The organism is Oceanihabitans sp. 2_MG-2023, from assembly GCF_030547245.1.
Lineage (GTDB): Bacteria > Bacteroidota > Bacteroidia > Flavobacteriales > Flavobacteriaceae > Oceanihabitans.
The window spans coordinates 834,790-856,003 of sequence record NZ_JAUOQT010000001.1 but is presented as its reverse complement, the minus strand read 5'-3'; the positions used below and the strand labels follow the sequence as shown (position 1 = coordinate 856,003).

Sequence of the window (21,214 nt, the reverse complement as noted above, 5' to 3'; positions counted from 1 at the left end):
AATTTTTTCTTTTAAAGGTTTCTTTGATATTGTAATTGAATAAACGGGTTATTCGTTTGTATTTTTTTTAAATAATCTATTACTGAAAATAAACTCTGAAATAATGTTTGCTTGATTTCATAGGTTTTTATCTTCTTAATATTATAGTTTAAAATCACTTCTTGATTTTCTATTATTACCCGAATCAAGCCATTTAAACCATAATATTTAATGTTTAACATATTTATAGAAACGTAACCTAAATGTTTTAAGTTAAACGCATTAAACATAAATCTTGCCCCTGCTTTTACTGCTGCAATATCTGACTTGAATTTTTTAATGTTTACTACAGAAACGTTGTTACATGCTTCTTTTATTTCATTTAACAAACTGTAAGTACAATCTTTACTATCATTATTTACTAAACACAATTCGATATTTGGAGTCTTTTTAATTTGCTCTATAAAGAAGGAAGTGTCAATTTCATTTTCATTATTATGAAAGATGATGATAATACCTATTTTCATGACTTAGTTACATTTTATTGTTATTATTAGGCTACTTTTAAATCTGTTGAACTGACAGCTTTTAAGTATTGTTTTTTACTTCTGTATACCCAAGCTATTTGTCCTAATTGCCCAACAATTTTTACAGAATCCTTCATAGATAACTTAGAACCATCTGCATGTATCCATCTTTTTAATGGTTGCTCGCAAAGCATTGTTTTCGCCTCTTTTAATCCGAAATGAATACTCATTCTTTTAAAGATTTCTACATCAAAAATCCATTGGGTTACAAACTTTTTACCAAAAGCAATTTCAATTACATCTTTACGGAAAATTTTAGCGCCACATTGTGTATCTTTAAAATCCATTTTTAAAATCTTTCTGATAATAAAATTGATGGTTAAACTGATTATTTTTCTAGCGGATTCTTTAGTGATATTCGCTCCCATTCTTGAGATACGAGAACCACTTACAATTTTAAATTCTGAAGTTTCAATTGTCTTTACTAAATCGTCAAAATCTGCTAAGTCTGTTGATAAATCTGCATCTAAAAACCCGATATAATCTAAATCTTCTTTTTTAGACATGTGTAACATTCCTAAACGAACAGCTTCTGCTTTTCCACCGTTTTTCTCACAATCGTAAACGGTAATAAAATCTTCTCTTCCTTTTTGTAGTTCTTTTAAAACTTCTAATGTTTTATCTTTACTTCCATCATTTACAAAACATAAATGATAACCAGAATTTTTATCGATATAGCTTATAAATTCATCACTTAATAAACGTTCTTCTTCGTTATAACATGGTATTACAACACCAACGCAACGCTCTTGTATCATTACATTACTATTCGTCACCACATTTTGCAATGTTGGAACTCCAATTAATCGTTTTACACGAGCACTTATCTCGTTTAAACTTAATGGCTTTTTCATATAATCGTTAATTCCTAATTCAAAACCTTCCGTAATCGTTTCATCTTTTGTATCACCAGATAAAACCATAATTGGTGTTTGCGAGTTTTTAGTAATTCTTATATGTTTTACAACCTCTAACCCAGAAACAAATGGCATATTAATATCTACAATCACTAAATCTGGCTTAAAGGATTCATATAATTCTAACCCTTTTTTAGCGTCTGTTTCTACTTGCACTTCGTATCCTAATGCTACTAATCGCTTTTGTAAAGGAAGTAATACTAATTGTTGGTCATCTATTGCTAAAACTTTCATAATTCGTTTTTTTTTTGTTTTGATACTACAAATGTACAGGAGAAGACAACCTTAAAATTGTTATTTAGTTTAACCTATAGGTAAGTATCGACGAATGGTAAGTTGCTGTAGATAATTAAAAATGGAAGCACTGTTATATTTAATTATCTTTACCATATTATTGTAGCTTAGGCTTTAAATGAAGGAAACCTCAAATAAATACTTAATCACAGCCATTCTTTTAGGATTGGCTTTTCATGGCAGTTCCATATTTTTCACTTTGGAAACTACTTATGATGCGTTAATACACCTATTTTTTGCAGATCATTATGCAAATAGTTGGTTTGAGCCATGGAACTACGAATGGTATACTGGTTTTACTGTACAAAGTTATCCTCCTTTAGTGCATCAAACCATTGGATTATTGTCTATGATTGGTGGTTTAAAGTTTGGGATGTTTAGTGTAGCCTTAATTGCAATTATCCTTTTTATTACTGGAGCTTATCGATTTTCTTTAATGATGACTGCCAACAAAACAGTTGCTGGTTATGCTGCTATTTTAGCAGTCTTTAGTTCTTCTTTTGTAGAAACGCTTCATATTTTTGGTCAATTACCAAGTATTGTTGGCGTTTCTGTTTTAATGCATGCCCTACCCGAAATTTATTTGTGGTTAAAAACAGGTAAGAAATGGTATTTAGCTACATCCTTATCTTTAATAGCCGTAACCGTTACTTCACATCATGTGACGCCCATTTTTGGAATGATCTTTTTTATTTTTCCTTTAATAGGAATGGTTATTATGGATGTTTCTAGAGAGCAGGTCAGCTCGATGAAAGAAGTGACCTTTAAAATATTTTTGAATAGTTTTTTTAAGTTGTTTAAACGTATTGTGAGCTTTGGGATGCTATCCTTAGTTTTAATTATAGGTTGTATTTTTCCATATTGGTTAAACTCGAAAGCGAACCCAATTACACAAGTGCCAATTCCGCATGGTTCTCGTGATAATTTCTTAGAAATCACCTCCTCTGGATTAGTGTTTTTTTTAATTCCTTGGGGAATTTTACTTGTTCTTTTACCATATATATTTTATAGATATTATAGCAAACGATATCTGTTTTTTGGGTTATCTGTAACCATTTGCACCATTTTAGGAACAGGAGGAACAACTCCTATACCTTTAAAAATGTTAGGAGAAACCGCTTTTAATATTTTAACCCTAGATAGATTTACACTTTGGGCTTCCATTTTATCTATACCATTAATGGGAGAGTTTGCATATCGTTTTGTAGAAGGTGATTTAAAAGAATTAATTCAAGCTAAATTTGGAGCTGTTTACCACAGAATTATTGGCGGCATATTAGCTTGTTTAATGGTGTTTATGGTCGTGTTTACTATGAGTTTAAATTATTTTAGACCATCACAACCTCAAAAAATAAAAATGCTTCCTATTGTGAATTTCTTAAATCAAGACGATCATGATAAATGGCGCTTTTTAACTTTAGGTTTTGGGGACCAAATGGCTTGGCTAAGTGCACAAACCAATGCCATGACTGTAGATGGAAACTACCACTCTGCAAGACGACTGCCAGAATTAACCACACGACCAATCGAGCGTTTAGAAAACTCTAAGTTTAAAGGCGTTGCCGGTATTGGATCGTTACAGCAATTTTTAACCACACCAGAAAAATACAATCTCAAATACATCTTTTCTAACGATAAGTTTTACGATCCCATATTATACTTTTGTGGTTGGCAACGCTTGCGTCAATTAGAAAATGGCATTATGGTATGGGAACGACTAAACATCCCTCCTGTTTCCTCTATTTTACCAAAAGAGGATGTTGCTAAATGGGTGAAAATAATGTGGGGAATTATTCCATTTTTAACCGTTTTAATAGCCTTTGTTTTAAACATACAAATGCTTTGGGTAATCGCACTTAAAACTAGGATTAAACCTATTCCCGATTTTTTAAAGTTTCCAACGACGTATAATAAATTCTCACGAATTGTTTTACGAATTACGCATATTTGGTCTTTCATATTAGCTATTACAGTATTTTATGGTATCTATTTATTCTATCTAAAAAACGATTCGCAACGCAGTCCAGAAAATGCTATTATCGCATATTACGATGCTTTAGATTTTAAAGAATTTGAAAAAGCGCATGGTTTAATCGATCCAGAAAACCAGTTACCAATTGCACAATACATGTTAGAGATTTCAGTAACTGATGGTTTACTAAGTAGCTATGCAAAAATGGATGCTATTGATACAGAAATTACAAAACATAACGACAGTACCGTTTCGGCAAAAGTGACTAGCCAATGGATTACTCCTTTAGAAAAAATAGAAAAAGTAGATTATAAATCCTTATCCAAACGAAAAGGAAAGTGGTATTTACAACCAGATGATTTAAACAACGATTTACCGCCAGATCAACTTTATTCTGCAAATGCAACCAAGTATTTTAATCAAGGGAGACGTCGTATCACTACTCAACAAACACATCATGAAGACATTTTAAAACAACCTGTTTTAGAAGTCGTTTCTGCTAAACTAGTGCAGTATGATGGTAGTTATGCCATTATTGGTGAAGTACAGAATATAGATAATGTACCTGCTGATGTTATTTTAAAAGGAACCTTATACAATAATGATAACAAACAACTAGCAACCTACAATGCAAAGTATCACGTTAAACATAAATTAATGCCAAAAGAATCGAGTAGTTTCCGCATTAATTTTGAAGGCATTGCCTGGTCTAGAACGCAGGATTCTATTCCAGACACATTTAACCCAGATGAATTTACACCTGTCGAATTTGAAGAACAACCCACAAAATTCAACTTACAAATCGCTGGAAATGTATCTGGATCCGATTTATATAAGAATGTGGTATTAAGTGCCATTACTATTAAAGAGGAAACTATAAACGGAAACTTATTTAATAGTGGCATCCAAGAAATTACAATACCTCAGCTATTGGTTAGTTATTATGATGCCAATAAAAATATGGTTTGGGTTGATCATTTATTTGTAAAAGAAGGTGTGAGACAACAACGCAAACAAGATTTTGAATACGAAATTTTAAAAAATGGTAAAGTAAAAATCATAAATACAAACATGCAAAACATTTTTGTAAATGGTTTACCAAATGCTGCCATTGCAGCAAAAATAGTACCTAACAGAATAGAAAATCATAGTGATGCCCAATTACAAAAAATCGATCATCCAGATTTTAGTTATATTAAAATAGAAATTAACACATATATAGGAAACCCGAATTAATGCAATGTAAACGTACATACATATTCCTTTTAGGATTGATTTTATTATCTTCCTTTGCTTTTGTGCAAGACAACGAAGCTACTAATCCGGTTCAGTTACTAAGCACACAAATAGAATATGAAGTTGGAAATGCTGTTATTTTAAAATTTACAGCTTCCGAAGATGAAAAACCACTACTCTATTGCTCGAATAGTTATGGTTCTACTTTGGTTACAGCTATAGTAAAAGACAATGCATTTCAATATGAAATTCCACAAAACATCACAAAAAAAATGGGGGTTGTAAACTGGAAATTATTAAAGGGCAACAAATCTATTTCTGGTCAATTCTATATGAATTCAAAAGCAGAAGTCGCCACTATGGAAACCTATATTGGCCCGCCAAGTATTGAAGCTGGAGAAACAGATTACACCATGTTGGTTGTAATTCCTACAGATTCTTTAGATAATCCTGTACCTACAAATACGAAGGTAAATGCAAAGTTTCAGTTTTTAGCTTCCGAAGAAAACAATGCTATTTTTACCAAGAATTTAATTACTTATCGAAACATTTATTCTAAAAGAGAAAGTGGACGTATGTTAGTATCTTCGGAAAGTTTAGGCGTCAATTCTAAAGAATTCACTATTCATGTTTGGGCTGCAATTCCTACAGATTTTACCATTTCAGCAAAACGACCACATAATTATGCCGACGGAAATCAGATTACAACCTTTTCAACTTCTGTACTAAAAGACAAGCAAGATAATGTGGTTAGCGATGGTACATTTGTTACCTTTTATATTACAAATGCGAATGGAAATATTTTAAAAACGACAGGAACTACTATAGAAGGAGTGGCACATTCTAAAATAATTCATCCCGATTTTAAAGACAACTGGAGCATTAAAGCTTATGTAGATGGTATGGCAGCAAGTAATACGATTACCTTAAAATATCAAAGTGTTCTAGACGATTTTAAAGTTGCCTTTACTAACAAAAATCGCGAAATATTAGTTGGTCCATTACAAAGTTTTATGGAGCAAATGATTCCGGATGGATTACACGTAAAACTATTAATTTATAAAGACAATACACTTGTAGACACTATTACTAAAACGTCTTTTAATGGCTATGCTACCTTTTTCTTGAAGCCAGCTGTGTATGAAAGTGACACTTATAATTTTCGTATAGAAACCGCAGGAATTAACAAAACATTTAAAAACAAAAAACTATGGTAGGTCTTAATAAAAACATACTACGTACCATATTAATAATCTCATATATTATGATTGTAGCATTGATTATTTCTGGTATTAGCGCGATTTTTAGCTATCTAAATACTGGGGCAGATAGAAGTACCATGCTACATACCGAAATACAAAAAGTAGAACAATATGCTCCAAAATTAATTTGGGAACCTTTAAATAATGAAGGACGGCCAATAGATAACGAAAACCTCAATGCCTTACAGAATGATTATTTAGATGCTTGGTATGTAAAACAAGTGGCTTACAAAACGAATAAAACTGCCGGAATAAAAGATTATTACACCGATAGTGCTAGAGAAAATTTATATGCTTTTATTCATTTAAACAAATCCGAAAACACCACCATTGAAGCTACTACATTAAAACACAATCCAACTTTAGAGTTTTTTAGTGAAGATGGACAATTGGCTGTTATTACAGATAGAAATGTTATAGAGTACAAGCGAATTTTTAAAGCTGAAAAACTAGTTTTAGAAACTACAGAAACATCTACTTACAAAATGGTATTTTTATTAGAGGATGGCTTTTGGCGTATTAGACATTTGGTAAAAGAAAGTAGTAATCCTTTTGAAGCTAAAACACCAAAAATTGAAACCGATAGTTTAACTATTAAAGGTATTAATTACTACCCGAAAGCAACTCCTTGGAATATGTTTGGCGACGATTTTTCGAAAGACATTATTACTAACGACTTTAAAATTATAAAAGATGCTGGTTTAAATTCGGTAAGAATTTTCGTGCAATATGACGATTTTGGAAAAGCAGATGTAAAACCGGGAAAGCTAGAAAAACTAAAACAAACTTTAGATGCTGCGGAAGAAAACAACCTCAAAGTCGTGCTGACCTTGTTTGATTTTTATGGTGATTATTCGGTAATGAATTGGACCTTGAACCAACGTCACGCAGAAACCATAGTAACTACTTTTAAAAACCATAACGCTATTATTGCTTGGGATATTAAAAACGAACCAAACCTTGATTTTGAATCTAGAGGAAAAGAAAATGTAATCGCTTGGTTAGATAATATGATAGACTTAGTAAAATCTGTAGATACAACACACCCAGTAACTATTGGTTGGTCTAATACACAAAGTGCTTCTATATTAAAAGATAAAGTAGACATTGTATCCTTTCATTATTATGAAGATTTAGAAGAACTGGATGCTGCTATAAAAAAGATGCAAAAAGAGATACCTAACAAACCTTTGGTGTTACAGGAATTTGGAATATCTTCTTATAGCGGTTTCTGGAAACCTCTTGGTTCTTCAGTAGAAGACCAGGAGAATTATCACAAGAAAATCCAAGAAATAATTGCTGCTAATAAATTGCAATTTATGTCTTGGACTTTATATGATTTTGTAGATGTACCAAAAGCGGTCGTAGGTAGTAGGCCTTGGCGTCGAAATACTCAAAAACATTTTGGATTTATCGATAAAAATGGGGCAAAAAAGGCATCGTTTAAATACATTACGAACTAGTATTTTTGTTCGTTTGCTATTTAGAGTACAGCAAGAAGAATCTTAAATCAAATAGCTTAATTATTAGATTCTTCCTGTATACTTACTTCTAAATAACTATAGGTTTTTTAATTGTTTTGGGACAAAAAAAGGTGGCGATTCATTATATTCTATGCATTAGTAGGTTTTAATGCGTTTCTACTTTTTGGTGTTTTTCTTGTAATAATTCTATCAAAATTCGATAAGTACATATCTGCAATTTTCTCCATTGGATAGGCTGTTGCAGCTTCATAGTTTGCTTTTCCTAAAGCAATTCTGTGTGCTTCATTGGTTACAATTGCTTCAATTGCATTTGCTAAACTTTCTACAGAAGTTGGCTCAAAAAACTCTCCTTTATACCCTTCATCTTTTACTAATAAAGCAAGGTCTCCTAAGTCTGGCATCACTACTGCTTTTCCATAACTTCCTGCTTGGTGTAAAACACCCGAGCTTCCTGTTGTCGACGTGTATGGAAATACAACCACAGCACTTTCTTTAAATAAGGTTGGCACTTCATATTCTTCTACATAACCAGTAAAACGAACTTGAGGTATATGCTTGTAATCTTCTTGAACTTTTGCCAAATAACCAGGTACATTTGGATTGTCTGTTCCTGCAATTACAACTTCTAAATCTAATCCTGTAGATACTCTTACTTTTTCTACGGCTTCAATCATACCTTCTACTTTTTTGTAAGTTCCAAATTTACCAAAAGTCATCACTTGTAAAGGTCCTTGTGGCAAGCTGTATTCAGGTTTTTCTTCAGAAATTTCAAATGTTCCATGTGGAATTAAAGTCACATTTGAAGCATTATATTTTTCTTCTAAAATATCCACATATTTTTGCATGGTTACTGCAACAGTATCTGCTTGCAATATTAACCTTGTTAAGCTAGTTCCTATAAAGCCATATACTTTTTGCATGATTTTACTACTTGTAAATCCTGCTGAGCCTAGATCTACTTCTTCTAGTATATTGTGTAATAATACAATGTTTGGAATCTTTTTTAGCTTACAAACTAATGGTAACATTAAGCCTAAAGCTGCTGCAACTTTTTTATCTCCAAATTTCATAAATTGTAAGTTGAATAAAACGGCATCTGGTTGTGTATTATTAATCGCTTTAGTCACATTTATAATATTTGTATAGCTATTAAATGCCCAGCATTCTTTCACTGTAATCTTACAACCATCTTCAGTAAAAGCAATATCTTTTGCTCCTTCCGTTTTGTCTGTAAGTAAAACAATTTCAGTTACATTATCTTTTTGTCTAAAGTGCTTTACTAAATGGTAAGCGTATTCGTTTAAAGTTACTTTACTTGGTGGATATGCAGTTACGATTGCTAGTTTCATAAGTTTGTTATTTATTTTTTAAAGGTTTTATATGGCATCCAGTTTTAATTTTTTCTTTTAAAGAAGAACCTCGTTCTGGATGGTTCATAATATAAATTTTAATATGTTGTTTCTTAATTACACTACAAATTTGCGTATTTAAAGAGACATATTCAGGAGAGTTTAGATAGGTTGCACGTTGCTGTAGACGAATGGTAAGAAGATGTCGTTTTAGTATTTTTAATAGTATCCTTTAGAAAGAAGTATGACTTAAGAATCTCTTTAACATATTAACTTTCTTAGTTAAATTCTTCGTTGCTCTCCCAATAACCGAATACCTCTGAAAATATTATTAAATAAAATGGATACTGTCATTCAAAAGGAAGACACAATAACTACAAACTAAAAAAGCTGCAGTACAAAACCACAGCCTTTTCCTTTATATAGACTAATAATATAAAATTCTTTTTTTATTTCTATTGCTTACCTTTCGTATCCAAAACGAAGAAAAAAAGCTGCATTACTAATAATAGAATCATTGCTACAATTTGCATGTGAACTACTTGTTCTAAACTATCATGAAAAAAGATAACTAATCCCATTTGAAGCATACCGAATACACCCGAAATTACAACAGGAACAAACCTGTCTAAGGATAAATAGTAATATGCAAAGAGGTTAGATACGGCAAATAAGCCAGTAGCTAAAGCGTATTTCCATAACAATGGAGCCATTGCCAAATAGCTATCTCCAAACAATATGGTTATTGCGGTTTCTGGAAATAATGCACAACCAATAACAATAGTTGTTGCAATTGCTGCTATATAACCAACATATTTAAATAAAATTGGTGCAGTTTCTTTTCCTTCTTTTTTAAGCTGTACTACTGTTGGTAGTAATAACATTACAAACATCCAAGCGACGAAGTAAACAATACGACCTATTAAAGCTAATGAAGCATATAACCCTGCCTCATAAGCATCAAAATAATGTTTTACCAATAAGATGTCACTATTGTTAATAATGATTTGTGTGAACTCGTAAAAAGCTGTAATAATAAAAAAACTTCGTACTTGTTTAGACTGGTTTGCTTCTATAGCAATCGTCTTTTTAAAGTTTAGATTTCTAAATTTAAAAGGCACTAATCCAAATCCAAAAGAAATTAAAATACCAATTGCAATCACCACCGAAGATTGTATATCAAACAAGAAGATTAAAGCCAAGGTGATTATTAATCTGCTTAGCATTTCTGCTTGATAGGTAATCGATAACGATTTAAATTCTTTTTTTCCTTGAAAAACACCGCGATTCACACTCATTAAAAAATATAAAGGCACTCCAATTCCAAAAATGGTAAACATACTAGAAGACGACGTATTAAAAAGGTCTTGAAGTTGGTTGGCAAACACGATGATTAATGCACCTAATCCCAACCCAACAATGCTTGCGTTTTTATAAATTTTAGAAATGAAATTTTTAAACGTATCGTTTTCAAAAACTACAGAAAATTTTGCAGTTACTAATTGAAAGGTCATCGCTACAAAAGATAGCACCAATAAAAAGGTAATTAACACGGCTGCATCTGCAAATTGTGCTGGTCCTAAAACACGACCTAAAATAAGATTGTACAAATAGTTCCCTCCATTAACGGCTAATACACTTAGCATAAATACTTGTTCTGGAGTTATTTTTTTCGATTTTAATATAGATAAAGCTTGCATCGTAGGATGTGGTTTTTGTTAGTATTAATTAGGCTACGTTTGGATATTTAAAATCTTCGTAAACATCTTTACAACCAGAACCAATAACGAAAAATATGTTGTTACTATGAATTGCGTTTCTATACATTTCTTTTAATGTGTACATTCCCGATGCATCGATTTCAGTAACCTTATCCATATCTAAGGTCACTGCTTTGTTCGTATTTAAAATAACATTAAAGTGATTTTTAAAACCACTTATTGTGTTTGTATTTAATACACCTTCTAATATAATGGTGTTGTTTTCTTCTGTAATTGTTAGTGGCATAATTCTTATTTTTGATTTGTTTGTGACTAATTTCTGATGCAAAGATGCAATAGAAAGCTATGAGATTCCATTGAATTTCGATGAGTGGACCATTGCTGTAGATGAATGAATGGAAATGAATGCCTAACTTGCAAATGATTAAAAACTAGAACATGAAACTTAAATTTTTTGCCCTATTTACATTATTATTAACTGCTTTTTTTAGCTATGCACAAGACATGCAAGAAGGGTTTACCTATTTAGAAACAGGCAAATACGCGAAAGCGGAAACGTTTTTTCAAAGTATTTTAAAAGAATATCCACAAAACAAAACCGCTAGACTATGTTATGGTCGTGCGATTGGATTAAACGGAAAACCAGAAGCAGCAAATACACTATTTACAAATCTATTAGCAGATTACCCTACAGATTTTGAGGTGAAGCTAAATTATGGAGAGTCTTTATTATGGAATAGTAATTTTTCAAAAGCTAAAACTTATTTTAAGGGCTTGATAGATGAAGACCCTAAAAGTTTTCCTGCATTATTAAGTTACGCCAATACTCTTTCTAATTTAAAAGAATATAAAGATGCTTTAAAATATGTAGATAAAGCATTAGAAGTATTACCAGGAAACCCAAACGCATTAACCTCTAAAAAATACATGTATTTAGGATATGCTTACCAAAAACAGCAATCGCAAAAATACGATGAAGCTGAGTTATTGTTAAAAGAAAACTTAATTCTTTTTAATAATGACAAAGACACCTTATTAAACTTAGCCAACTTATATTTAATTGCCAATCGTTTAGAAGATGCCAAAGCAACCTATGACATTCTAGCTGAAAATCCTGAAAATAAAATCACAGCATTAAACGGTTTAGCATTAGTTTCGCATTTAAACGGAAAAGAAAAAGAGGCATTACAACTAAGTACAGAAGCTTTTGAAAGTCTAGATAAAACTACCGAACCGACACTTAGTCAACAAACGACAGAACGTTATGTACAAGCCTTAATTTGGAACAAGAAATTTAAAGCATCAGATACGCTTATCGCAAATTTAATAGAAACCAAACCTAACGAAAACTGGTTATTGGCTTTACGTGCGACACTTAATATCTACAAAAGCGATTTTAAAAAGAGTGTTAAAGATTACGACCAAATTTTGGTAAATGATAGTACTTCTTTTGATGGTAACTTAGGAAACGCAAATGCATTAAAAGCTTTAGGTAAATATGAAGCGGCATATACTTCTGCAGAAAACACGTTGAAGTTTTACGAAAACCAAAAAGATGCTACCAACTTTATAAAAAACCTCAACACTACCTTTACTCCTTTTTACGAAGGAAAAACATCCTATTCCTTTGATAATGGAGATAACGAAGCATTTGCGTTTAACAACAATATAGAGTTTCCGTTTTCTACAAAATTTAAAGTATTAGCAAGCTATAATTACAGAAACACCACCAATGCCGTTACAAATAACGATGCAACTTCTAACGACTTTAGCTTAGGTCTTTCGTATCAATTATTACCAAACGTAACCTTTAAAGGTACTGCAGGATTAACCTCGGCAAAAGCAACTACAAATGATTATACGCAACTATTAACCGATGTTTCTTTTAATATTAAACCTTTTAAATTACAAGATTTAACGGTGGGGTACAAACGTGAATTACAAAGCTTTAATGCCGAATTATTAGATCGTGAAATAGTACAAAATAACTATTATGCAAACTATAGCTTAAACACGAACTTTAACTTAGGTTGGTTTACACAATACTTTTACACCAGCCAAAGCGATAACAATGCGAGAAACCTTTTATTTACTTCATTATACTATAACATTTTACCAAAACCATCACTTAAAGCTGGTATAAACTACCAATACATTACATTTAAAAACCAAGTGCCAACGGTTTATTTCTCCCCTGAAAAATTTAATGCAGTGGAAGTTTTTGCTAATCTTATTAAAGACGAAAACATAGCGAAACCTAAAGAATGGTTTTACGAATTAACTGCAGCAACAGGATTACAATATATTGAAGACGATAAAAGCCAAAGCACCTACAGAATACAAGGAAAACTTGGATATAAATTCTCCGATCGTTGTATGGCAAATCTATTTGGTACACGAAGTAATATTGCCTCTGCAACTGCTGCTGGTTTTACGTTTAATGAGGTTGGATTGCGTTTTAAATGGTTATTGTTTGAAAAGCCTGTTTTTAGGGAATAAGATTTATTATTTAATCTTATTAACTAAAATAAAAAGAGATTCTTAGTTTATTCGATTACTATGGAAATTCTTTAGTAGAACTGGCCCGGTATTAATTTTCCAGGAAGTCTTTTATTTCGCCATTTTCAGTAAAAGTTTGAATTTTTGGCACTCCTTTATCATCTAAATATATCATCATTTTTGGAGGACCGTCAGGTCCAGCTAAAACTGCCCCGAACTGTTTCCTTTTGTTTTACCCATAAACAAACGGTTTACAGCTCCTTATTGTTCCATTAACGTATTAATTTTTCCGTACGTTCTTTTCCATCTTCAATCATGCTTAACTTTTTAAGCTTATTATTTCTTTCGTCTATGATAGAACCAACCGAATATTGATTGATAGAGATTCCCCTTTTTATATATGCTTTAGCATTAGAATAATACTCATCATTAAGTATTTGTACTGCTTGATCATCTTTATAATTATCCATTGTAAAAGACATTTCGAAGATAATTTTTCCATCTTTTTCTTTTGTTTTAAATACTAAACCACCACATTCATCTCCTTCGTTATTAAAGAAAAAATACCTAAAGGACGTTCTCTTTCTCCCATTCTTGCCATTCATTCTTCCTAAATGTTGCCTGTTTTCATTACTAAGTACCATCCTAGGTAAATTGTCTTCACCAATTACAGTAATTTTTTTTTACAATGAGCTCATCAAAACGCTCCATTTTATCTTTATTACTAAAAGCAAAAAAAGAAATAACTAAAGCACTTAAAAAAATAAGCTGTAAAGAAATTAATTTTTCTTTCTAGTTTTTTATTGATTTGATTATTGTTCATTGGATTTTGTTTTAAAAATTATTTCCCATTAAAAATTATAGTGCACGACTTTAAATAAGTATAATCCCATTGTAATTAACTATTAAATTTACTACTTAAAAAATACTTTCTGTAATTACTTCATTACATAAAAAAGATTCTTCAGTCGTAACTCCTTCTAAATAACAGCTTATGTAATTTCTTATTAAATAAAAGCTAAAACACTATCTTTCAAAACATAACGAAGCATTTCAACTTCCTTAAAATAAGAACAAAAAAAGGCAAGAGCCCTCGCTCTTGCCTTTAGTAGAAACCAACTTATAAGCTATTATTAGTTTTTAGGTTTCCACGCTATCAATCAAAAAACAAATAATTAGTGTTACTTTACAAGTAACTTCAAGGGATTATATTGGGTTTGTGTACTTACTATTTTACAGATGTATAAACCAGAACTTAAGTTATTTCTTTCTATTGCTATTTGGTTTTTACCTGCTTGTGCATTTACTGTAGTATGAAATACTACTTTACCTAATTGGTTATAAATAACTAATTGTACAGTTTCATTTTGATTTGCACTAAAGTGAATATTAGATGCATTTCGCATTGGGTTTGGATATGCTTTTACAGAATTTGTTGTTGTATCTGTTTCAAAATCGTTTACAGATAAGGTATTTCCTGTAGAGAAACGTACATCCTGTACATCCATTTCTTTTGCGGTTCTTGTTCCGTCTTCACTTACCATTGTAAATACTATGGTAACCACATCGTTTGCTTGTAATTCGGTATTTAAAGCAGATGTAAATGCAGAAAAAGGTATTGCAAAACTCTGGTAATCTGCTGTTAAAGCAATGGTTGTTTTATATTGCTCTTCCCAATTGGTGATACTTTGTTTTACTAAAGTAATTTCTAAATTTCCTGTTCCTTTTGCTTTAAGTTTGAAGCTATCGTAGTTTGTTACATCTACTGCTTTAAAACGTGGTGTTAATGCTCTGTAAGCTGCAAAATAAGTACTTGTGTGTGCGCTTAAGCTTAGGTTTCTTTCTATTGGAAAATCTGCCGCATCAAATTCATTCGTATTAGGTGAAATATTGTAATTAGTTACAACTGTTCCTGCTTGTGAATCATCAACTCCCCAAGGCCCATCGGACATAAATAAATCGTCTGGTGTGTTTATACCATCTCCAATTCTAAACCCAACATCAAATAGATTTCCTGTTGGTACTTGAATATTGGTAATATAATTTTCGTTTAAGTTTAAGTTAGACGATGTGTAGTTAAAGTCACTCGTTTCTGTTTCTCTATAACCAGAATCGAAAGTTACATTTTCGGTTGCATTGGTATTTATTATTTGAAGATCTAAGGCGCCATTGTTATACTTTCCTTTTCTTACAAAAACGGTTGGAGGCGTAGATAATTCGTAACCAGAGATTGGTTTTACTACTTCTAATAAGTTTAATACTTCTTGAGACAAGCTATATAAATCGTCTATAGAATTCGACCAGATTTGAAAGTTGTAAAAAGTTATATTTTCTTCATATACATCTAAATTCCAATGGCTTTCTATTGCAAAATTCGCATCGTTATTAGCAACTTTAGCAGATAAGCTTAAAACATATTCAAAAGAACCGTCTGCATTTTTTATAATGGATTTAATGAATGCTTGATCATTAATATCAATGGTAGAAACCGAAATTAATTCTGCTCCTAATAATCTATCACAAATATATTTGGTATGTTCGTATACGCCGTTTTCTGTTTTTAAAGCTAAGATGGAAGCTATAGACGCATCGTTTTGCATATAATCTACAGAATACACTTCTGTTGCGTTGGTAATGTTTAATAAGTCTGAAGGTGTAGACTCTACTGCATAATCTTCGTTAATAGTTGTTAATGGTACAAAATCTTGTAATTGAAAATCATTGGTGGTTCTACTAGTATAACTTACTGGGTTTGGAGTAACACGTTTTGCCGACATTTGGTCAAAGGCATAGCTCTTTTTAGCACGATTAAAGTTACGTTTGCTAATTGCTTCCGATAATCTTCCGTTACTTTCTAAACCGCCATCGTTAGCAGTTGTAGGTGGTGCAATCACTTCGCAACTTCCAAAACCTGAACAAGAAGGATCTTCGCAATCTATTAAACCATCTCCATCATCATCAATACCATTATCACATATTTCTTGAGCAACTGGAGCTGTTGGGCAACGTGCACCATCATTACTAGAGCTTGAAGGACCAAATGCAAATAAATTAGATTCCATAACATTTATTCCGTCTAAATCCTGAACACTTTGTATTACATAAACAGTTCCGGTTTCATTAGCCGAGACATAAAAACGACCATCTGCATCAAAATACACAGCTCCATATGAATAGCTTAATCCAGATAGAATTGGGACAACACCTAAAGATGATACTGCACTTGTTATTGGGTTAATTCTATATAAAACATTTGAAGTTTTTTCTACTGCATATAAGTTACCATCTACTGCATTAAAGGCCCAATCATGGATGTTAATATTTTGTGTTAAACTTTCTGTTGAAAGGTATTGTGTATAAGTTGCAGAGTTAGGATTTAAATCTACTTTAAAATAGCTTGTACCTCCAGCTTTAAAATAATAAATACCATCGGGACTAATATCTCCAACATATTTATTTCCTGTAGTTAGTTCTGGTATCGTAAAAGATGTAGTTTGGAAATCTTTTCCAATTCTAACAATGGTTTTAGAAGGTGTACTTAAATAACCCCAAATAAAACCATCTGCTGGATTATATGCTGCCGCATTAATATTTCCTGGTGTAATATCTGTTGCAGCAAGGTAAGAATTACCAGATGCTAAATCAATTGCATATACATCATTACGTTGAAATAAGTATGCACTATAATCGCAATTAAAAGGAATATTTTGTGCTTGTGTTGTTAAACCAACTAATACTACTGCTAGTATTACTAGTTGATTTTTTAATATGTGTAATTTTGTTTTCATGGTATATTTATTTCTTATTTACAGTACAAATTTATTGATATTACCTGCTTCAAATTATGTTTTTCGTTTCGTGTAGCTTTAGTGTAGACGAATGGTAATTATGTGTAGATAAGCTATTTTAAATTATAGCTTTACAAAGATGTTTGTTACGTAATTACTGCCTGTTTCATCTTCTTTTGAAGAAATACCAAAGTCTGTATAAACTGGATTTTCTATAGCTTGTCTATGCCCTTCGCTATTTAACCAAGCATTCACTATGGATGTAGCACTATTATAACCGTAACCAACATTTTCTGATACTTTTTTTGCATTCACCGAATCTTTTAAGTTTTGAGAACGTTCACTAAAATGATCATGACTTATATTACCTTGACTAGCCATATATTGGTTATGTGTAATCGCTTCTTTGGAGGCTTGACTAAGTAGACTTAATGTATCAAGACCTATCGAAATTCTATGTGCATTTATTAGCTCTGCAATTTCATAATCTAAAGTTGTATATGTTACCTCTACAACTTGTGTAGTATAATTTTCTGAAGAATTAACATCCTCTTCAACAGAGCAAGACATTAAAAATGTACTTAATAAAACGGTTATAATAACTGCTACTTTTTTCATCGGTTTTGGTTTAATTTGACGACAAAACTATTAGGAAAGCAAGCTGCATTTTATGTTTTTCGATTAGTGTAATTTAAAGTATAGATGAATGGTAAATTGCAGAAGTTAAAGGCAAAAAAAAAGACAGAAAAATAAATTTCTGCCTTTTTATATACTAACCAATGAATCCCTTAACTGATTACAATGTAAACATAATGCTAATGAAAGCGTTTGTTGGTTTTAAATAGGTTTGAAACGAATTTTAAGACGACTCTCTTAAAATAATCGTTGAAATGCAATGTCTTATAATAAATTAAGCCTTTTCATTAATTCTGGCCTATTCGATCTACTTACGGGAATAACATCTTTTTTAATTAAAACACTGTTATCTTCTATATCAATTATCTTTTTAATATTGATAATATACGATCTATGTACTTTTAAGAATAAATTGTCTGGAAGTTTTTCTTCTATTTTTTTTAAGGTAGAATGTACAGTATAATTTTTATCTTCTGTTTTAACCTGAATATAATCTCCCTTAGCTTCGACTAAGTAAATACTTGGGATATCTATTTTAATTAAGCGTCTATCTATATTTACATACAAGTCGTTACCTGAAGTACTTTCAACTTTTTCTGTTTTTGAAGCTTTTGTAACGGGTTTATTTTGTTTAGCTTCTGCTTTACCTATAGCTTTATTAAACCGTTCTTGGGTAATTGGTTTTACCAAATAATCGACAATACAGTCATATTCAAAAGCTTGAATAGCAAAATTAGGATCTGATGTTGTGAGTATTATTTTTGGGGGATTTTTAAGGGTTTCAATAAAATCGAAACCTGTAAAATCTGGCATGTGTATATCTAAGAAAATTAAATCAACTTCATTTTGATTTAAGTATTTAATAGCTTGCATTGCATTAGGAAACTCTTCTAAAACATTAAGACTTGGCACATTGGAGCATAATTGCGAAATAATCATTCTAGCAGTAGCTTCGTCATCAATAACAATACAATTCATATGGTATATTTAAATTTCTTCTAGATATATTGTTATGCTGTTTAAAATAGCTTCAAATGCTTCCTTATGGTTTGTAGAACCTTCTAGCAAACTATTTTCGTATGCTACTGCAACTTCATAACCTTTCTCGAGCCCTAAAATACTAATTTTATGTTTAAGTTTATGTACATTTTCTGCTGCTAACTTATAATTTTTAGCATTGTAGTTATTAAAATACACTAATTTCTCTTCTGGAAACTCTTTTTTTATAACATCTATTAGTTTTTGTTTAAATGCTTGATCACCTCCAGACAAGCTGTTAATGTAAGATTGATTAGGCTGTTCCATTTGGGGATTTTTTAAGGGTGAAATAAAATGTGGTTCCAATATGAACTTGCGATTCTAGCCATATTTTTCCTCCATACAATTCGACAATTTTTTTAACAATAGACAATCCTATTCCGGAAGAATCTGGATTATTTTCTAATTTCTCAAAGGTTTTAAAAATTTTGTTAAAGTAGGTTTTGTCAATACCTTTTCCGTTATCTTTTATGTGAAATTGCCAGTATTCCTTTTTATCTTCTAAACCAATAGCAACAGTTCCTTGATCTTTATCATTATACTTTATTGCATTGCCAATTAGGTTTTGAAACAGTTGTTTCAATCTATATTTATCGCCTTTAATTATAGGTAAATCTGTTTTTGTAATATGAATATGGTCTGGGACTTGAATACTTTTTAATAAGTCTTCAATTAAATTATTTAAATCTACATCGTATACTTCTATTCGGTTTTTACCTATGGTTGAATATTCTAAAATACCACTAATTAGGGTATCCATTTTTTCAACATTTGTTCGAATTAGTTTTAATGTTTTTTTTCCGTTTTCATCAAATATTTCTTCATAATCCTGTCTTAACCAAGCGGTTAATGTATCTATACTACGAAGTGGTGATTTTAAATCGTGAGATACCATATGTGCATAATCGCTAAGCTCTTGGTTTTGATGTGCAAGTTCATTTAACATAAATTGCTTTTGCTTGTTCATTTGAACAATCTCCTTAGTTTGGTTATCAATAAAATCTACCAAATTAGAACCAGTTAACTCGACATTCTCTTCTTTTTCGTCTTCTTTTAAATTATAAAATTTTAGTGTATCGATAACACTTTTAAGTTTATTAATAACTTCCTTTTGTTCGTCTGCTTCCTTTTGTAATTTTCGGTTAGCGGTATATAATTCGTCAGAGCTAATAGCCATTGCTCTTTGAATCATAGCAGATTGTTCGTCAAAATTATTATACGACAAATCTACAGCGTTAATAAACGTTTTTAAATTTTCATTGTTTTTTAACTCTTCACTTAAATATTTACGAATTTGTCTTTTTAAAAGGGAATTCATTATTCGCTTATTAGCGTTATGGTCATGGTTTGATTATGCAATTGGCAAGCTACTTCACCATGAAAAGGTGCTATCTCCCCATAGGAATAAAAACCACTAATTACAGTATCATTACCTATAACCTCTATTACTTCTTCAATTTCTTCTTCTACACGTTGGTCTAGCACTAATTTTCTGCCAATACAACTTACTAATATGGCTAATTCTGGTTTATTTGTTCGGTATTCTAATGCTTGTCTTGCTGCACGTTCGGATGCATTTGCAATATGATCTACATTAGTCATCATAAGCTGAACTTTAGAATTTTCTTTAATATCCCCTGCTAAAATTACAGCATTCTCTTCTTCATTTATATTTAAAATAGATCTTACAATAGATTGCTTTTCGTCTGTAGACTTCACATTTAAAGGATATAATAATGCTGCTCCTGGTAAGTCTTTTGCTTTATCTCCTAAATAACTTTTATATAAGTCAAGAGCTGGTTTTCCATCTAATTCAAACAAGGTATTGCCTTTAGATTTTGTTACTCTTCGCTCTGGGCCAAAAGGTGTCCATCCACCATGAATAGAGAAAGAAATTTCAAGGGTATCTCCATAAAAACCAATAGCTACAAGTTCCCCTTCTTTTGGATTTTCATTATAAGATGCTAATGTTTTTTCAAATCTATCATCATCTCCACATAAACCACCTGTTATTACTATATTATCAGATGTTGATGCGCTCATACCTTTGGTAAGTTGGCTACCATTAATAAAACTACCTTCAGAAACTACTAGTACATATTTTAAGTTTTCTTGCGAAAGCTGATTTATTAAATCGTTACCAGTTTTATAACTATCTAAATCTTTGTTTAAAACATTACTTGTCTGTATTTGAAAAGTGCTTTTTTCAAACTCAATTGCAGTAATAGTTATACTTTCTTGGTTTACTGTGTTCGATGAAATTTCGGCACATGAAGAGGCAAAAACAATATGTCCATCAGGAAATAATTGTTTAATATCCTTGTAAACATCTTTGTCTTCTAACATATATCTGTTACCAAAAACCAATACTAAAGGTTCTTTTAACTCTTGTTTTTCGACAACATATTCCCAATCTTTATTTTTATTTTTTACTAGTTGTACTGTTTTCATT

General features: G+C 31.2%; 16 protein-coding genes. 4 read left to right on the top strand and 12 right to left on the bottom strand.

Annotated features, from left to right (window positions below):
- Nucleotides 1-11: 11 nt before the first annotated feature.
- Both Q4512_RS03725 and Q4512_RS03720 read right to left on the bottom strand, forming a co-directional pair.
- Nucleotides 12-506, bottom strand: coding sequence for a family 2 glycosyl transferase (locus tag Q4512_RS03725; protein ID WP_303421724.1), 495 nt, complete (start codon nucleotides 504-506; stop codon nucleotides 12-14).
- Between the two features lie 26 nt (nucleotides 507-532).
- The gene (locus Q4512_RS03720; protein WP_303421722.1) at nucleotides 533-1,717 is read right to left on the bottom strand and encodes a response regulator; all 1,185 of its coding nucleotides are present in this window, start codon (nucleotides 1,715-1,717) and stop codon (nucleotides 533-535) included.
- 178 nt (nucleotides 1,718-1,895) lie between these two features.
- Here Q4512_RS03720 and Q4512_RS03715 point away from each other — a divergent pair, with 178 nt between their 5' ends.
- Genes Q4512_RS03715 through Q4512_RS03705 form a run of 3 tightly spaced genes read left to right on the top strand, consistent with a single transcriptional unit; the run spans nucleotide 1,896 to nucleotide 7,710 of the window.
- The gene (locus Q4512_RS03715; protein WP_303421720.1) at nucleotides 1,896-4,985 is read left to right on the top strand and encodes a hypothetical protein; all 3,090 of its coding nucleotides are present in this window, start codon (nucleotides 1,896-1,898) and stop codon (nucleotides 4,983-4,985) included.
- Nucleotides 4,985-6,202: a hypothetical protein gene (locus tag Q4512_RS03710; RefSeq protein ID WP_303421718.1), complete on the top strand. Its 1,218-nt coding sequence runs from the start codon at nucleotides 4,985-4,987 to the stop codon at nucleotides 6,200-6,202. Before Q4512_RS03715 ends, Q4512_RS03710 begins: the two co-directional genes overlap by 1 nt.
- Nucleotides 6,196-7,710: a glycoside hydrolase family 2 TIM barrel-domain containing protein gene (locus Q4512_RS03705; protein WP_303421716.1), complete on the top strand. Its 1,515-nt coding sequence runs from the start codon at nucleotides 6,196-6,198 to the stop codon at nucleotides 7,708-7,710. Before Q4512_RS03710 ends, Q4512_RS03705 begins: the two co-directional genes overlap by 7 nt.
- 149 nt (nucleotides 7,711-7,859) lie before the next feature.
- On the opposite strand, the gene Q4512_RS03700 is transcribed toward Q4512_RS03705, so the two are convergent.
- From Q4512_RS03700 to Q4512_RS03690, 3 genes are all read right to left on the bottom strand, one after another.
- A complete protein-coding gene (locus Q4512_RS03700) occupies nucleotides 7,860-9,080 on the bottom strand; it encodes a glycosyltransferase (RefSeq protein ID WP_303421714.1) in 1,221 nt (406 codons plus the stop codon).
- A gap of 455 nt (nucleotides 9,081-9,535) precedes the next feature.
- The gene (locus Q4512_RS03695; RefSeq protein ID WP_303421712.1) at nucleotides 9,536-10,780 is read right to left on the bottom strand and encodes an oligosaccharide flippase family protein; all 1,245 of its coding nucleotides are present in this window, start codon (nucleotides 10,778-10,780) and stop codon (nucleotides 9,536-9,538) included.
- Between the two features lie 28 nt (nucleotides 10,781-10,808).
- On the bottom strand, nucleotides 10,809-11,087 hold the full coding sequence (locus Q4512_RS03690) for an STAS domain-containing protein (protein ID WP_303421710.1): 279 nt from the start codon (nucleotides 11,085-11,087) through the stop codon (nucleotides 10,809-10,811).
- A 152-nt stretch (nucleotides 11,088-11,239) separates the two neighbouring features.
- Here Q4512_RS03690 and Q4512_RS03685 point away from each other — a divergent pair, with 152 nt between their 5' ends.
- The gene (locus Q4512_RS03685; protein WP_303421708.1) at nucleotides 11,240-13,300 is read left to right on the top strand and encodes a tetratricopeptide repeat protein; all 2,061 of its coding nucleotides are present in this window, start codon (nucleotides 11,240-11,242) and stop codon (nucleotides 13,298-13,300) included.
- 272 nt (nucleotides 13,301-13,572) lie between these two features.
- Here Q4512_RS03685 and Q4512_RS03680 read toward each other — a convergent pair whose 3' ends face one another.
- The 7 genes from Q4512_RS03680 to Q4512_RS03650 all read right to left on the bottom strand — a co-directional run bounded on the left by Q4512_RS03680 (nucleotide 13,573) and on the right by Q4512_RS03650 (nucleotide 21,213).
- Nucleotides 13,573-13,944 (bottom strand): hypothetical protein, encoded by a 372-nt coding sequence (locus Q4512_RS03680; protein ID WP_303421707.1) that lies wholly within the window; start codon nucleotides 13,942-13,944, stop codon nucleotides 13,573-13,575.
- Nucleotides 13,945-14,481: 537 nt separating this feature from the next.
- On the bottom strand, nucleotides 14,482-17,088 hold the full coding sequence (locus Q4512_RS03675) for a T9SS type A sorting domain-containing protein (protein ID WP_303421705.1): 2,607 nt from the start codon (nucleotides 17,086-17,088) through the stop codon (nucleotides 14,482-14,484).
- Between the two features lie 123 nt (nucleotides 17,089-17,211).
- Nucleotides 17,212-17,706: a CAP domain-containing protein gene (locus tag Q4512_RS03670; RefSeq protein ID WP_303421703.1), complete on the bottom strand. Its 495-nt coding sequence runs from the start codon at nucleotides 17,704-17,706 to the stop codon at nucleotides 17,212-17,214.
- A gap of 282 nt (nucleotides 17,707-17,988) precedes the next feature.
- On the bottom strand, nucleotides 17,989-18,702 hold the full coding sequence (locus Q4512_RS03665) for a LytTR family DNA-binding domain-containing protein (protein WP_303421701.1): 714 nt from the start codon (nucleotides 18,700-18,702) through the stop codon (nucleotides 17,989-17,991).
- A gap of 9 nt (nucleotides 18,703-18,711) precedes the next feature.
- A complete protein-coding gene (locus Q4512_RS03660) occupies nucleotides 18,712-19,029 on the bottom strand; it encodes an Hpt domain-containing protein (protein WP_303421699.1) in 318 nt (105 codons plus the stop codon).
- On the bottom strand, nucleotides 19,016-20,080 hold the full coding sequence (locus Q4512_RS03655; protein WP_303421697.1) for an ATP-binding protein: 1,065 nt from the start codon (nucleotides 20,078-20,080) through the stop codon (nucleotides 19,016-19,018). The genes Q4512_RS03660 and Q4512_RS03655 overlap by 14 nt, the downstream gene beginning before the upstream one ends.
- On the bottom strand, nucleotides 20,080-21,213 hold the full coding sequence (locus Q4512_RS03650) for an FIST signal transduction protein (RefSeq protein WP_303421695.1): 1,134 nt from the start codon (nucleotides 21,211-21,213) through the stop codon (nucleotides 20,080-20,082). Before Q4512_RS03650 ends, Q4512_RS03655 begins: the two co-directional genes overlap by 1 nt.
- Nucleotide 21,214 lies beyond the last annotated feature (1 nt).